Annotated in this window: 17 protein-coding genes and 1 pseudogene; 3 read left to right on the top strand and 15 right to left on the bottom strand. The window is 43.5% G+C overall.

Annotated elements, in window-relative coordinates; all coding sequences use genetic code 11:
• Positions 1-35 precede the first annotated feature (35 nt).
• Positions 36-758 carry an oligogalacturonate-specific porin KdgM family protein gene (locus OH461_RS12315; RefSeq protein ID WP_270020914.1) on the top strand — a complete coding sequence of 241 codons (723 nt, stop codon included), beginning with the start codon at positions 36-38 and terminating at the stop codon, positions 756-758.
• Positions 759-791: 33 nt separating this feature from the next.
• Here the strand turns inward: OH461_RS12315 and OH461_RS12310 are convergent, their stop codons facing one another.
• The 10 genes and pseudogenes from OH461_RS12310 to OH461_RS12265 form a co-directional block, all read right to left on the bottom strand.
• Positions 792-1,229 carry a hypothetical protein gene (locus OH461_RS12310; protein WP_270020913.1) on the bottom strand — a complete coding sequence of 146 codons (438 nt, stop codon included), beginning with the start codon at positions 1,227-1,229 and terminating at the stop codon, positions 792-794.
• Positions 1,229-1,447 (bottom strand): hypothetical protein, encoded by a 219-nt coding sequence (locus OH461_RS12305; protein WP_270020912.1) that lies wholly within the window; start codon positions 1,445-1,447, stop codon positions 1,229-1,231. The genes OH461_RS12310 and OH461_RS12305 overlap by 1 nt, the downstream gene beginning before the upstream one ends.
• Positions 1,448-1,564: 117 nt before the next feature.
• Complete coding sequence (locus OH461_RS12300) at positions 1,565-1,828, bottom strand: hypothetical protein (protein ID WP_270020911.1); 264 nt, start codon at positions 1,826-1,828, stop codon at positions 1,565-1,567.
• Positions 1,829-1,900: 72 nt separating this feature from the next.
• Positions 1,901-2,128 (bottom strand): hypothetical protein, encoded by a 228-nt coding sequence (locus OH461_RS12295; RefSeq protein ID WP_270020910.1) that lies wholly within the window; start codon positions 2,126-2,128, stop codon positions 1,901-1,903.
• Between the two features lie 105 nt (positions 2,129-2,233).
• A pseudogene (locus OH461_RS12290) lies at positions 2,234-2,500 on the bottom strand (IS66 family transposase); the annotation flags it as partial.
• Positions 2,501-2,596: 96 nt separating this feature from the next.
• Positions 2,597-2,764: a hypothetical protein gene (locus OH461_RS12285; protein WP_270020909.1), complete on the bottom strand. Its 168-nt coding sequence runs from the start codon at positions 2,762-2,764 to the stop codon at positions 2,597-2,599.
• 501 nt (positions 2,765-3,265) lie between these two features.
• Positions 3,266-3,703: an RNase H family protein gene (locus OH461_RS12280; protein ID WP_270020908.1), complete on the bottom strand. Its 438-nt coding sequence runs from the start codon at positions 3,701-3,703 to the stop codon at positions 3,266-3,268.
• An 81-nt stretch (positions 3,704-3,784) separates the two neighbouring features.
• Positions 3,785-3,985, bottom strand: a complete 201-nt coding sequence (locus tag OH461_RS12275) for an AlpA family transcriptional regulator (protein WP_252535843.1) — start codon at positions 3,983-3,985, stop codon at positions 3,785-3,787.
• A 68-nt stretch (positions 3,986-4,053) separates the two neighbouring features.
• The gene (locus tag OH461_RS12270; protein WP_270020907.1) at positions 4,054-4,653 is read right to left on the bottom strand and encodes a YagK/YfjJ domain-containing protein; all 600 of its coding nucleotides are present in this window, start codon (positions 4,651-4,653) and stop codon (positions 4,054-4,056) included.
• 224 nt (positions 4,654-4,877) lie between these two features.
• Positions 4,878-5,513: an inovirus Gp2 family protein gene (locus tag OH461_RS12265; RefSeq protein ID WP_270020906.1), complete on the bottom strand. Its 636-nt coding sequence runs from the start codon at positions 5,511-5,513 to the stop codon at positions 4,878-4,880.
• 590 nt (positions 5,514-6,103) lie between these two features.
• Between OH461_RS12265 and OH461_RS12260 the strand changes: the two genes are divergently transcribed.
• Positions 6,104-7,351 (top strand): hypothetical protein, encoded by a 1,248-nt coding sequence (locus OH461_RS12260; protein WP_270020905.1) that lies wholly within the window; start codon positions 6,104-6,106, stop codon positions 7,349-7,351.
• 329 nt (positions 7,352-7,680) lie between these two features.
• Complete coding sequence (locus OH461_RS12255) at positions 7,681-7,974, top strand: hypothetical protein (RefSeq protein ID WP_270020904.1); 294 nt, start codon at positions 7,681-7,683, stop codon at positions 7,972-7,974.
• A gap of 54 nt (positions 7,975-8,028) precedes the next feature.
• Here the strand turns inward: OH461_RS12255 and OH461_RS12250 are convergent, their stop codons facing one another.
• From OH461_RS12250 to OH461_RS12230, 5 genes are all read right to left on the bottom strand, one after another.
• Positions 8,029-9,537, bottom strand: a complete 1,509-nt coding sequence (locus tag OH461_RS12250) for a PTS transporter subunit EIIC (protein WP_270020903.1) — start codon at positions 9,535-9,537, stop codon at positions 8,029-8,031.
• 250 nt (positions 9,538-9,787) lie between these two features.
• On the bottom strand, positions 9,788-10,630 hold the full coding sequence (locus OH461_RS12245) for a metal ABC transporter permease (RefSeq protein WP_270020902.1): 843 nt from the start codon (positions 10,628-10,630) through the stop codon (positions 9,788-9,790).
• Positions 10,623-11,504: a metal ABC transporter permease gene (locus OH461_RS12240; RefSeq protein ID WP_270020901.1), complete on the bottom strand. Its 882-nt coding sequence runs from the start codon at positions 11,502-11,504 to the stop codon at positions 10,623-10,625. The genes OH461_RS12245 and OH461_RS12240 overlap by 8 nt, the downstream gene beginning before the upstream one ends.
• Entirely contained in the window at positions 11,497-12,384 is an 888-nt protein-coding gene (locus tag OH461_RS12235) for a metal ABC transporter ATP-binding protein (RefSeq protein WP_270020900.1), read from the bottom strand. Before OH461_RS12235 ends, OH461_RS12240 begins: the two co-directional genes overlap by 8 nt.
• Positions 12,381-13,262: a metal ABC transporter substrate-binding protein gene (locus OH461_RS12230; RefSeq protein WP_443088459.1), complete on the bottom strand. Its 882-nt coding sequence runs from the start codon at positions 13,260-13,262 to the stop codon at positions 12,381-12,383. Before OH461_RS12230 ends, OH461_RS12235 begins: the two co-directional genes overlap by 4 nt.
• Positions 13,263-13,288: the final 26 nt, after the last annotated feature.

The following is a 13,288-nucleotide window of genomic DNA, read 5'->3' as shown; positions in this document are numbered from 1 at the left end:
CATTAACCCTCTCACCCTATAAAACAAAGGTTACTATGAATACCACAGCAAAAATTGTCGTCGCTTCGCTGCTCGCCGCTGGCACCACTCAAGCGCTGGCTAACGATTACAAAACCACCATTGAATATCGCCATCAGTATGTCGATGGCGCGCAAAAACATGCCGATCGCTTTAAAGCATTTATCGATACTGGAAAAAATATTGGCTTTGAGCTCGACGCGCGCTACGCCAACCAAGACGGCGCTTATGATGCAATGTCTCTGGGTGGCTCAGAGTTCTCCGCTTTTTACTACAAGAAGTTAGATGATAACTGGGTGGGTATCGCCGGTGCCTCGCTCGATTTCACCTCGGAGGGCCTAGTTTATGTGCCTTATGCACGCCTAAACTACGCCTTTGACAATGGCTTGCGTATTCAAGGCCGCTACAAGTGGAAACTGTGGGATTACGCCCAGCAAGGCACCGATGGCAACAGCTATCACTCTAAAATCCAACAGTTTGATACATGGTTAGGCTACAAAACCGGCGACTGGGATTTCCAATACGAATTCCAATTTTGGAAAGAGATGGAAAGCAACGCCCAGCCACTGTTCGACAACGGTTCAACCGATCACCTGCACAATGTGCGGGTGATGTACTCGATTAAAACCTCAGACGGAGAAAACTGGCGTCCTTTTGTTGAGGTGGGCCAAGTGAAGCTCAACCGTACCTCTGATGAAAGACAGCTGCGTTATCGCGTCGGCATTAAGTACACTTGGTAAATCCATCTTATAGAACGAAAAAAAGCCGCTCATTTAAAAATGAGTGGCTTTTTCACCAGTTAAGGCTTGGTAAATGTGGTTAACGTCGCTAACGGTGACATTATCTAGCACTTTATTTGGGTTGTTATACGCGTCGCGGTCGTAGCCGTATAGTATGGCGCGTTGGTACCAGGCTAGCTGGGCTATAGGGTTATCTTTTTGTTGAGATAGAGTGTTAATCATCTGCTTTTTAGCCGTGGCGAGCTCTTGTTCTGTGAGGCCTTGAGTGAGCTGCTCGGAAGCAAAGTTGAGCGCTTCTCGTATTTTTTCAACATCCTCTGGATCCAAAGAAAGGCTCACCAATACTGAGGCTATTTCAGCGTCATCTTCAACCGATATGATAACACCCGGGGTGTAGTCTAGGCTGCGTTCTTCGCGCAACACATTTCGATAACGACTTTCGAGCATGTGATAGAGCAAGGTGATTTGCATTAGCTCGGAGTGTTCTTTGGTTTGAAGTAACTTGAGTAGTACTGGTTATAAAGCACGCTATCTTCTTTCGAGAACGCAAGTTTAAGGTGGCCAGGTTCACGCTTAAAGCCAGCAGCTTGACTTGCTACTGTGACCTTATCTTGATACTCGATGTTCGCAATATAGCCCGTCAGCAGTAGTTCCAGCTCTTTTGGCGTCATATCAGCAACCACCACCATGCCATAGCCATATTTCTGGCGATAAAGCTGATCGAATTTGCTCGATAGTAACTTGCTTAAACTGCTCTACGGTTGATAGTTGATAGTTGATAGTAAGTGTTCAACCAGTACATCGCCTCACGGCTCGCTTTGATCAATTGACCATCGGGCGCTTTTAGTGCTTGCCGCATTTCTCTTCACGATTCCTAGCTGGTCGGCATCGGCTTTCACTGACGTCGCTGCGGTATATAAGGCTGCAAAGGCATTTTCTATTGAGGGCTTAACCGAGGTCATGCTAAAGCCATGGGCGCTACCCGTCAAAATCGGGTATAGGGAAATGCCATTTTCTTTTAAGAAGCGATCGGCTTCAATGGCATTAAATCGGCCGAGGCCACTTCGCATATAAGTGGCAATAGCAAGCAAGCTCAACGGCCGGGTTGTATTCCGCTTTGATGCCACCGTGAGCGGCATAATTCAGGTAGATATGTTTTCTGCCTGCGGAAACTGTTTTAGCCACACTTTCACGCCATTTTCGAGCTGGCAATGATGCACATCTGGGCTAATTTGTTGCTGCTCTATGATTTTGCTATGGCGCTCAGGGGCAAGCAGCTGACGGCCGCTTGGGTAACATAAATTGGCACACCCAGTTGCTCCATCATTGCCAACATAGCCAGGTGGTATGAGTTGAGTAACTGCTTGCATTCATTATCACTGATGTCATCCTCTAATACCGCAGAATAGACATATTTTAACGACGATGAAGATAATAATTGGGTAACCGTTCACCAGTAGACAATTGACTTTTGTCTACTGGTCCAGAACGTTTGGATATGGCTGACGCGCAGTGACTGCCTGTACGATCTCTGTCAGCACAGACAAGCTTGATAGCCCACGTTTCTTGCCGGTTTCTACCAATATTTGCATTCGGCCTCTGAATTTGTCACCGGCATCTTAGGTGGTACCAAAGCTGATTTTGAGTTGAATAACGCTGCCACAGATGCGCCGTTCAGCTTCATTGTTGGTAAGCGGGATGGATTCATATTTCAGGAACAGCCACAAGCTTTGCCGATTCTGCTCCAGATTTTCGCAGCTATCTTCACCAATCATGTGCCATGGGGGCTGGCAAGATGAGCAGAATTTGTCTTCGTCTTCAAAGTCCAGAACAGTACGCTAGCGAGGCAGACCCTTTGGAAATGGCTTGTGCTTGTCCCGAGCGTTTTTATTGGTGGTGGTCGTAACGATTTCTTCTTCACCAAAAGCGGTATCAACCTCGCATTCAGCATCATTGAACAGATCGTCTAACGCTTCATCGTAAGGCTTGAACGCAGCAAAACGCATAGAGAACGGACAGTCGATAGTCAGTTTGTACTATTCAAGCATCGATGCTTTTCCAGACATTTATACCTATGCGCGAAGTCCGTTACCGCTGTTGATATCAACTTCTCTTTGGGAGAGAAACATTCAGGGCCAGTCCTTTTCAAACAAACACCTTTGAATTGCCAAGTAAACTGACGTATAACGGTCCTGTGTATTCCTGCCTTGCTGATGTTAGAGTGCGACCTATCGGGAGTGTAATGTTTACCTCTGACGCATTTAACCTTTATATTACTCATGTAGAGACGCAATAGAGCACAAAATTCTGAGACTTCATCAGGCGAAGGTAGAAACGGGTTACCCAGTTTGATGATAGGTATTTTAAACTTTTCATTGGCCATTAGAAGTCATTAGGTCATCAGGAAATACCTGCACGTTAAGAGAAGTCATCGGCATCATCAATACTAAAAACAAATGAGTATAGCAGCTTGTGGAGTACATCCCACAAGCTGCGCTTCATTGGCGTTATAGGGTAGCGGCTTCAACGGCTAACAAGTCAGCTCTCTCATTTCCTTCAACACCGGAGTGTGCTTTGACCTTTTCGACTTCGACATACTTCCTAGAACTCAACTCATCTACTTGTTGCCACAGATGACGGTTCTTGACGGGTTTCTTATCCGCTCGACGCCAACCTCGGTCTTTCCAGTCGTCCATCCAGATATTGAAACCTTTTACGCAGTAATCACTATCTGAGTAAATCACGTCCCCATCTTCGGCGTACTCCAACGCCTCAACTAAGGCCAGTAACTCAAGCTCCGCACTGTCGGTTTTGCGGTCAATAGTGATACTCTCTTCATGCACAATATCATTGTCTTCATCCATCACCACCAGCCCGATGCCACCTCGCATACAAACTTGTTGATTATTTGGGGCGGCGCCGTCTACGTAAATTGAATAACTCATTTCTCTATCTCTCTCTAATTGAAAAAGGGCGCATGACTTTGCTTAGCCAGCGCCCTGTTGATGGTTTATCTGATGTTTGTGTTACTGAAAGGATTCTTGGTTGTCTCGCAGTGCTAGACGTTGCTCCATCCATTCCTCGATTTCACTTTCTACCCAAGCCACTGCACGTCCACCGAGTGGTACACTCTTCGGAAAATCGGTTTCATCTGCCATGAACTTATAGATAGTGGATCGGCCTAGCCCTGTAATCGCCATTACGTCTTTGAGTCGTAGAAATCTCATTGGGAATCGTCTCCTGCTTTGTATATACCCATGAGATAAGCCGCTACTGTAAAAAAATGCAGTCGTGTCTAATCTGCACTAGATCCAAAGAAGTAACGCTCTTCTTTCCATGCTTCAGCAAGGTTGCTCATCCGTTTAAAGACACTGTTCTTTATGTTAGTGTCAGTGCTCTTACAGCGTGTACCCAGGCTATAGTTCCCTCGGTCATTGAGAAACACCAATGAGCGCGCTTTGCCGCTGTAGTGCTTTTCTATCGCTTCTTGCCAAGCCCCTTTAAGATGCTCAACCAATTCATTGCGCTTGTCCCAACAAATAGCGGGACCAAAGTGCTGGCTGTAGTCAGTAAACAGCATCACGCGATAGTTGTGGGATGGCACCTTGTCCTCTCGCTTACGCCATACATAGAACACTGAATCCGTATCGAGCTTTTCTTTAAGCAGCGTAAAGTAATCGTTAATGATGCTGAGGTCGGTATCTTGATGGTCTTCTGGTAGAAACAAATCCAGACGTGTGGCGAGAGCGATGTCAAACTGGCTGAGAGCCTGTTCAAAGACATCAACCATCGAGGTCAGTGCTGACTCGTATAACCCCTTGTCGCTGTAATACAGCGGGTAATCTTCAAAAGTTCTATCAAGGGTAATGCTTGGGAGGTGGGTTCTATTCGCCATGAGTAATGCCTTTTGTGTGTGAATGACATAGGCATTACTCGCGCTGTATTTTTTAAGGTGAGTCGTGACTGCAACCAAAGCTCATGCTGCGATTATAGGCGTGTTTGGTGATGGTTAGGAGCTTCTAAGCGACTGTAAGCTACATTGAATTGATTAAGCATTCTAGTTCCTGTGGTTTGTTGTTCATCCGACAGGGACTGTGACTACCGTTACTTTTTAGCTGACTAACTACTAGTGCCAAAGTTTCTCGCATTTCCCTCGTAAACCTTTGAGTAAGGTTTAGCGAAATAGCACACTCTTTTGAATAACTCATTCTTCGAACTCTGAACATCAGATGAGTTCAAGTTTAGGTAGTACACACCATTCTTGCAGAAATGGACGAGTGCAGGTTTATCCTGTTTGATAGCACTACACCAAGCTTGCTTCATTAGAGCAGCTAAACACCCTTCTGATGCGCCTACGTCACCGAGTCGATGATAGATGTCTTTATTCAAGAAAATAGCCACATGGTAGTGATACTGCTCAGAGGTATTCTTCTCTTTTGCCCATACGTAACTGGTCTTGTTACTTAAGCTCCTCTCCCAGTTTTTCTCTTTGCGTTTGATATCCACATCCAGTTTGGCATTTAGAGATTTGAAGAATCGAGTAATGACTTTCGAATCTGCATCATCGAAATCTTCGGGTAAGTGTAGGTCTATCCGAAACACGGATAGTCTAGGGTGATACTTCAGTGCTTTCTCTATCAATTGAGAAATCTTGTAAAGGTGAAACTTACGATAGAAGAATCGTTGCTTTCGTTTCGTTGGTTGTGGTAGGTCGTAATTGTTGAATTTGTCTTCAGATGTGTACTGATGATTCATGGTGTTGTTATCCCTATTCGTGTGTCTCTCATACACACAGGGAGTAACGTTAATTTTAGTAGTGAGAAGATTAAGTATATTACCTATACCAACATATCCTCATGACATCGAAACGACCTTGCCACAAAAACCAACCTCATTTTTATAAAAACAGTAGTCTTTTTACGCAAAAATCAAACAAAACAGACTTAAGGATACAAATAATCATGTTTCCTTTCACTCGAAAGTTATCACCTTGGATTTATAACTAATTGGGAACCACACATGGGTTTACTAGAGGGCAAGACCAAATTCAGTTCATATAGAATAAAAACGTTAAATTTGATTATTAATTAGATGTGCTTTATATTAAATTCAATCAGAGTAAAAAATAACTTAGGTCATATATCAGGCATGGATAAACTGTCCACTTCTTGCATATTACTAAATGACATTCGAGAGCATCGATCCTGAGTTGAATCTGAACCTCATAGAAAAACCAGCAAAAAAACCACCACAAACCGACATAAAACCCACAACTTGCAGTTGTAAAACTATCAAATCTCCTGCATTTCTCCTACACTAGACCGACAAAAATCTTGCACACACAAATGACCATGAGCGCTAACAGATATTCAGGCCTGATCAAAAATTCATCGGAAGAAGACCTAAAACTTTACATTTACATAATTGAATATGAATTAGGATATAGAAGAGGTGAGGTTATTGATTTAAGCAATATGAATAAATCACACCTACAGTTTAAATTAGGGGAATTAATTAGAGAAAAGCTCGATATTGAATGGAAATACTTAGAAGAAAATAATTTAAATAAATATGAAAGTGAAAATTTGGATGATTTCATTAGCACTTTATTTTCACGTGCTCAGCAAGTAAGAGGAGACATTAGTAAACAGATAGACTGGTTATCTGAACCAAGGCCACTATATTTCTTCTCAGTATTGATGCGTGCAGTTATCAATAACGAGATTACAGACTTGTCTTACCCTGTAACATCTGTTGATTTTAAAACAACAAAAATTGACTTTAAAACAGCAAAATCAACAAAAGATACTGATGAAAACAAACTCGGTAAATTCGCTCAAATGGCCTTGGACTTTGCCAACAAAACACAGTTCCTTACATCTCTAAAAAGCACCTGTCCAAACAAAACATCATCAGCTCAGGATAGTATCGCCAGAACACTTGAGTATATTGCTGTTTCTTGTCATGTAGACGACCAAAGAGTAATGCTAGAAATAATTAATGATGTAGAAAGTCTCTACCAGATGAGTTGTCGTTACGTAAACACAGAGTGGAACGTGTTTAACTCAAACGATGAAAAATTGAACGCTTGGTATTACTGTTACTTGATGAAAAAGTATCCAGGAACTGGCTTAAATGCAACGAGCGACCCTATTAAACAAAAACACACCGTTATGTGCATTTTTGACGTACTTTGTGCTACTACTGCACAAGAAGTTTGGGATGAAAACAGCAAAGACGTTACATTTAAGAAGGTAACAAAAGAGCTCACTGATTCGTTTTCAAGAAAAGCTAATTCTACATCTTTACAAAGCAAGGTCTTCAAAACTAAAGAAGAAAAAACACTAACATTCAGTGAGGTAGATTGGACGAAACTTATCGAGCTCACAGGCAGCGATGCAAAAAACGAGATTAAAGCAAAACTGAAGGTGTTGATCGATCAAGAGTTGGCACATCAACGGAATATAAATGAGTGTAGCCTAGTCCAAGATACAAAAGGTGACCCCCAAACTTCACCCAAAAACAAAGATAGCAAGCAATCTGCCAATGAATTGTTTAACAAACCATCGTTTGGAAGACGTCTTCTGAAGTAAGACTAAGATTTAATTTCGTCGTTATTGAGAACAATAGGTACACCACAAGGCACACCGATTAAAATCAAACCGGACAATTGCAAACAAAATCAATACATTAAAAGTTAAGATCAACTTACGCCAGCTCCACCAAACGTTTGGAAAGGGCCAACTCGAAAGAGTTGGCCCTTTTTGTTTGCGCCATATTTCCATTCATAATACGTCTGCCGTTCGTTTCAATTGCGATAGTTATCCCAGATCAATCTTCATTATTATTTCGCTGTAGATATAAACTTCCTTATCTACACTCAATGATGAGCGGAACTACACCCACTCATTAGGAGGCGAGTATGATCACCATTCATCGACACTACCGTTTGTCTAACCGCCCTGATTTGCATGCTCATGTTGAAGTAAACCCAATCGGTCAATTAGATGTAGAAATTGTTGAGTTGCACGAGCATCACTCCACTGAGTTTGATGATCTAACATTCAAGACTCGTGGTCAGAAAACCCAGGTTTGCGGCAAAGAGAAGAAGTTGCCTTGGCATTTTAATTTAGATGTCAATGACGCCAAAGATCTCTCCACTGTCATCAATGAAGCCAACGAAGAATACGAAACTTTAATGCGCGATTTGATGTAAAAAAATGAGCTCCTATTGGAGCTCATTTCATTGGGGAAAGGTGACTAAATTGAATTACGCTGTTGCAGGCGTTCCTGCCCCTTCGCCGTTCATAATATCTGCGACGAACTGTGCACGCGCACCAAGAATAACCTGTACGCCATGCTTACCAACTCGGATAACACCCATTGCACCAAGTGCATTGATACCATCTTCGTCAATAATTGATTGGTCTTTCACTTCTAAGCGTAAGCGAGTGATACACGCACCAACGGTTGTAATATTGCCACGACCACCTAGCAGCTTAGTAATTTCACCTGCCAGTTCATCGTTTTCAAGGGTAATTTCTTTACGCTCAGTATCTTCACGGCCAACGGTTTTAAAGTCGAACTTGCGAATAGCAAAGCGGAACACCGAGTAGTAAATCGCGAACATACATGAACCCCATAAGATGACGTTCACCCAGTTAGTCTTAAAGCCATCCATCGCAGGAAGAACACCAAACGATACGAAGTCGATAATACCAGCTGAGAATGTTTTACCTATGTGCACATCAAGCGCGTAAGTCACTGCGTAAGAAACACCAGCCATAATTGCTGAGAATACGTAGAGCAGCGGCGCAACAAAGATAAACGCAAACTCTACCGGCTCTGTAATACCCGTTACAAATGACGTTAACGCGGCTGAACCTAAGATACCTGCGGCAATCTTCTTGTTCTTATCTTTCGCTTCATGGTACATAGCCAAACATGCCGCAGGGAAAGCAAACATATAGATAGCGAAGTTACCAGAAAGGAACTTACCAGCATCAACATACTCATCGTTAGAGAATGTCTTCACGCCATCTTCTAGCATTTTGAACCAAATTGTGTGATCGCCGTTTACGACAGTACCTACGGCAGTCGTGTACTCACCAAATGAGAACCAGTATGGGCTGTAGAAGATATGATGCAGACCAACAGGAATTAATGCACGCTCCATGAAGCCGTAGATAAACGTCGATACATACATGTTACCGCTGTTCGCCATGTGAGATAGCGAATCGATACCTGATTGAATGTAAGACCAGATGTAAGGAAGGATTAAACCAATTAGGAACGCTGAGAATGCAGTAATAATAGGAACAAAACGTTTACCCGCGAAGAAGCCGAGGAAGTCAGGCAACTTAGTATCAAAGAACTTTTGATACATGGTCGCGGCGAGTATACCGGCTATCAAGCCACCGAATACACCCGTTTGTAGGGTTGGGATACCCATTACCATCGCATAACGACCACCGCCCATGGCCATCTCAGGTGTGATGTTTAGAGCAACACCCATAGTGGCATTCATCACCACCATTGCCACAATAGCGGCCAATGCGGCAATACCGGATTCTTTGGTTAGACCTACGGCGGCACCTACGGCAAACAGTAGTGCTAGGTTGTCAAAAATTACGCCACCAGCACGCATCATCAGTGGCATGTCGAGTTTTGCGCCAAAGGCCAGTAATAGACCCGCGGCAGGTAGGATAGAGATCGGTAGCATCAAAGCTTTACCAATCGAGGAAAGTTTTGATAAACCACCCTTTAGACTGTCGATCATAATAATGTCCATCTATTTTGTTGTTATACACAAGACAATTGCTTGTCCTTTTGTCACGACAACAATTTTATCAATCGATGAACACGTTAAAGTTGCAAATTGCTAGCAGTTTGTAAGCCTTCACTTACATTACCAACTATTTGTAACGATTAAGGAAAATAAGGTGAGTCTATGAATGGGAAGGTTGCCTCTTCAGGCCAAGAAGAAAAGCCACTGAACGGTGTCAGTGGCTTTTCTTATAATAACGTATCTAAGAATGGCTTAACTGGCGATTCACCACCCTGCCCTTCCATTTCGTCAAAGCTAATACAGCGATAAAAATGGCCGACTGAACCAGAATAATACAAGAGCTCGTCGCGCCATCAATGTGATAACTGATCACGACGCCAGCAAAGGTACTAAACAATGAAACCAAGCACGCGACTACCATCATCCAACCAAATTGCTTGGTCAGCATCAGAGCAATGATGCCCGGGCCGATGAGCATCGCCACAACCATAATCACCCCCACAATCTGTATTGAGGCAACGATGGCTAGGGCCATTAGTGTCAGCAAGCCATAATGAAGCAGCTTGACGTTCAAGCCCGCTACTTTTGCATGGCTCTTATCAAAACAGTACAACATGAAATCTTTGTACTTAACGGTAAGAATCAAGGTAACAATTGCAGAAGTAATGATGATTTGCCACATGTCCCCTCTCGCAACACCAAGCATGTTACCAAACAGGATATGGGTTAAGTGATGCTCGGTTTCTATCTTGGCGAACAGTACAATACCAAGCGCAAACAGAGCTGAAAATACGATCCCCATAACGGTATCTTCTTTGATGCGACTATTGTCTTTGACGTACCCAGTCAATAACGCGCAACCTAGGCCTGAGATAAAAGCACCAACACTTAAAGGCAATGCCAATACATAAGCAAGGATAACCCCCGGCAACACGGCGTGAGAGACGGCATCCCCCATCAGTGCCCAACCTTTCAGAACCATATAACAAGAAAGCACGGCACAAACGATAGCCACAGCAGCACCGGCAAACAGAGCATTTTGCATGAAGGGGTAACTCAATGGCTCAATAAAAAACTCAAACATCGCGCTCCCTCAACTGTTCTGACACTGCTCTTTTCGCATTTACTGAGTATCGGGTTTTCAATAGACCGTACTTAGGAGCAAACAAGAAGGCGAAGATAAAGAATGCCGCTTGGGTTAACACAATCAAACCGCCTGTTACGCCATCCACAAAGTAACTCAAGTAAGTACCAAACACCGCAGATACGACGCCGATGATCGTCGCCAGAGTCAGCATTACGCCGAATCGGTCTGTTAATAGATAAGCGGTCGCCCCCGGAATAATCACTAGAGCAATCACGAGAACAGCGCCAACCAATTGCAAAGATGCCACTGTACATGCGCTTAATAAGCCAAAGAAAACCACTTTGAGTTTACCGGCTGATAAACCAACTGATGCCGCTTGGTTTTCGTCAAAAAACAGCAACATCAAATCCTTCCAAATAAAGAAAAGAATCGCCAACGAAACCCCACCGATGATCAACATCTGATGTAGATCACTGCTGTCCACAGCCAAGATATTGCCGAAAATGATGGTTTGTACGTCCACGGAGGTTGGATTGAGAGAAATCATCAACATACCCGCAGCAAAAAACGTGGTGAATACGAAACCGATAATGGCATCTTCACGCAATGACGAAAGCGATTTAATAAAAAAGATACTACCCGCAGCTAGAAAGCCAGAAAAAAACGCCCCGACTGAAAAAGGTAGGCCGAGCGCGTAAGCACCTGCCACTCCGGGAACGACAGCATGAGATAATGCATCGCCCATCAATGACCAGCCTTTCAATACCAAAAAAGCCGATAAAAACGCGCAAACCCCACCGACTAAAGCCGCCGCGATTAAAGCGTTCGTCATATATTGATAGGCAAGTGGCTCCAAAAGCGTATTAAGCATGTGGAGAACTCCCTGAATTCTTATCACTAACGATTACGGAATCTGATTTAGATTTACCATAGAAAACCGCTGGCTTGTCGTGGTCTGAAATGATCAACATGTTGCGCTCATCATCGTCTTTATGCAGCATCTTACCCGCAATATCGACTTGTTTGAGCACACCGCCAAAGGTGGCGTGTAGGTTTTCTTGGTTGAATGTGGTTTCCGTAGGACCGGCAGCAATAATGGTGCGGTTAATAAAGAGCACTTGGTTACAGTAATCCGGCACTGTCCCTAAGTTATGCGTAGAAACGAGAATCAAATGACCTTGCTCTTGTAACTCTTTTAGCAAAGACATAATGACGTTTTCAGTATTGAAATCAACGCCAGTAAAAGGCTCATCTAGAAGAATAATTTTACTCTTTTGCGCCAAAGCGCGAGCGAGAAAAACCCGCTTTTTCTGGCCTCCAGACAACTCACCAATTTGACGGCTAGCTAAATGAGCAATACCCATTTTATCCATCGCATCGTCAACCGCTTGGTGGTCTTCACTTTTAGGTCGGCGCAGAAAACCCATGTAGCCGTAACGCCCTTGCATGACGACATCACGAGTTAGAATTGGAAAGCTCCAATCAATATCTTCCGTTTGCGGAACATAAGCGACTAAGTTTTTCTTCAGTGCTTGCTTTACGTTTAAGCCCGCTAACTGAATAGATCCAGAGGTCAATTCAACCAAACCCATAATGCCTTTAAAAAGGGTCGATTTACCGCCTCCGTTAATCCCAACTAGGGCACAAATTGTGCCCTTGTCGAGTGAGAACGAGACATCATTGATTGCTTTGTGTCCATTGCTGTACACAACGCTAACATCGTTTGCCACGATGCTCACTTCGTTACTCATAGTGCAAATCCTTCAGCGATCGTCTCTGTGGTAACACGAAGAAGATCAAGGTAAGTAGGTACAGCGCCATCTGCGGTCGTTAGTGAATCCACATATAGAACACCACCGTAGTTAGCATTAGTTTCTTTCGCCACTTGTTTCGCTGGCTTAGGAGAAATGGTGCTTTCACTGAATACAACAGGGATTTGGTTATCACGAACCTTATCAATCAAGTTTTTTACTTGTTGCGGCGTACCTTGTTGATCAGCATTCATTGGCCATAAAAAGGCTTCTTTAAAGCCATAATCATGAGCTAAGTAGCTAAATGCGCCTTCGCTAGTCACTAGCCATTTACTGTTGGCGGCAATATCAGAAAACGCTGCGCGATTTTTGGAATCCAAAGCCAAGATTTGCGCTTTGTATTGCTTAGCATTTGCGCGGTACTCATCGGCATTTTCTGGGTCATACTTAACCAATGCGTCACGAATATTGTCTACATAAACCAGAGCGTTTGAGGCCGACATCCACGCGTGTGGGTTCGGTTTGCCCGTATAAGGACCAGAATAGATAGAGATTGGCTTGATACCGTCAGTCACTACGATAGATGGTACGTCTTTAACGTTTTCAAAGAACTTCTCAAACCAAAGCTCAAGGTTCATGCCATTCCAAATCACCAAATCCGCTTTTTGCGCTTTAACAATATCTTTTGGCGTAGGTTGGTAACCGTGGATCTCCGCCCCCGGTTTAGTAATAGAAACAACTTCAGCAGCATCGCCAGCCACGTTTTGGGCGATATCTTGAATAACGGTAAATGTCGTAACAACCTTAAATTTCGCAAGCGCTGGCATACTAAAGCTGCATAATGCTAATGCAGTTAACAGCGATGCCTTAAATTTCATTTTCATTTCATTCCCTATGATAGTGT

It is taken from the genome of Vibrio sp. LaRot3 (assembly GCF_027587025.1).
Taxonomy (GTDB): domain Bacteria; phylum Pseudomonadota; class Gammaproteobacteria; order Enterobacterales; family Vibrionaceae; genus Vibrio.
This window is presented reverse-complemented; position numbering and strand designations above follow the sequence as displayed.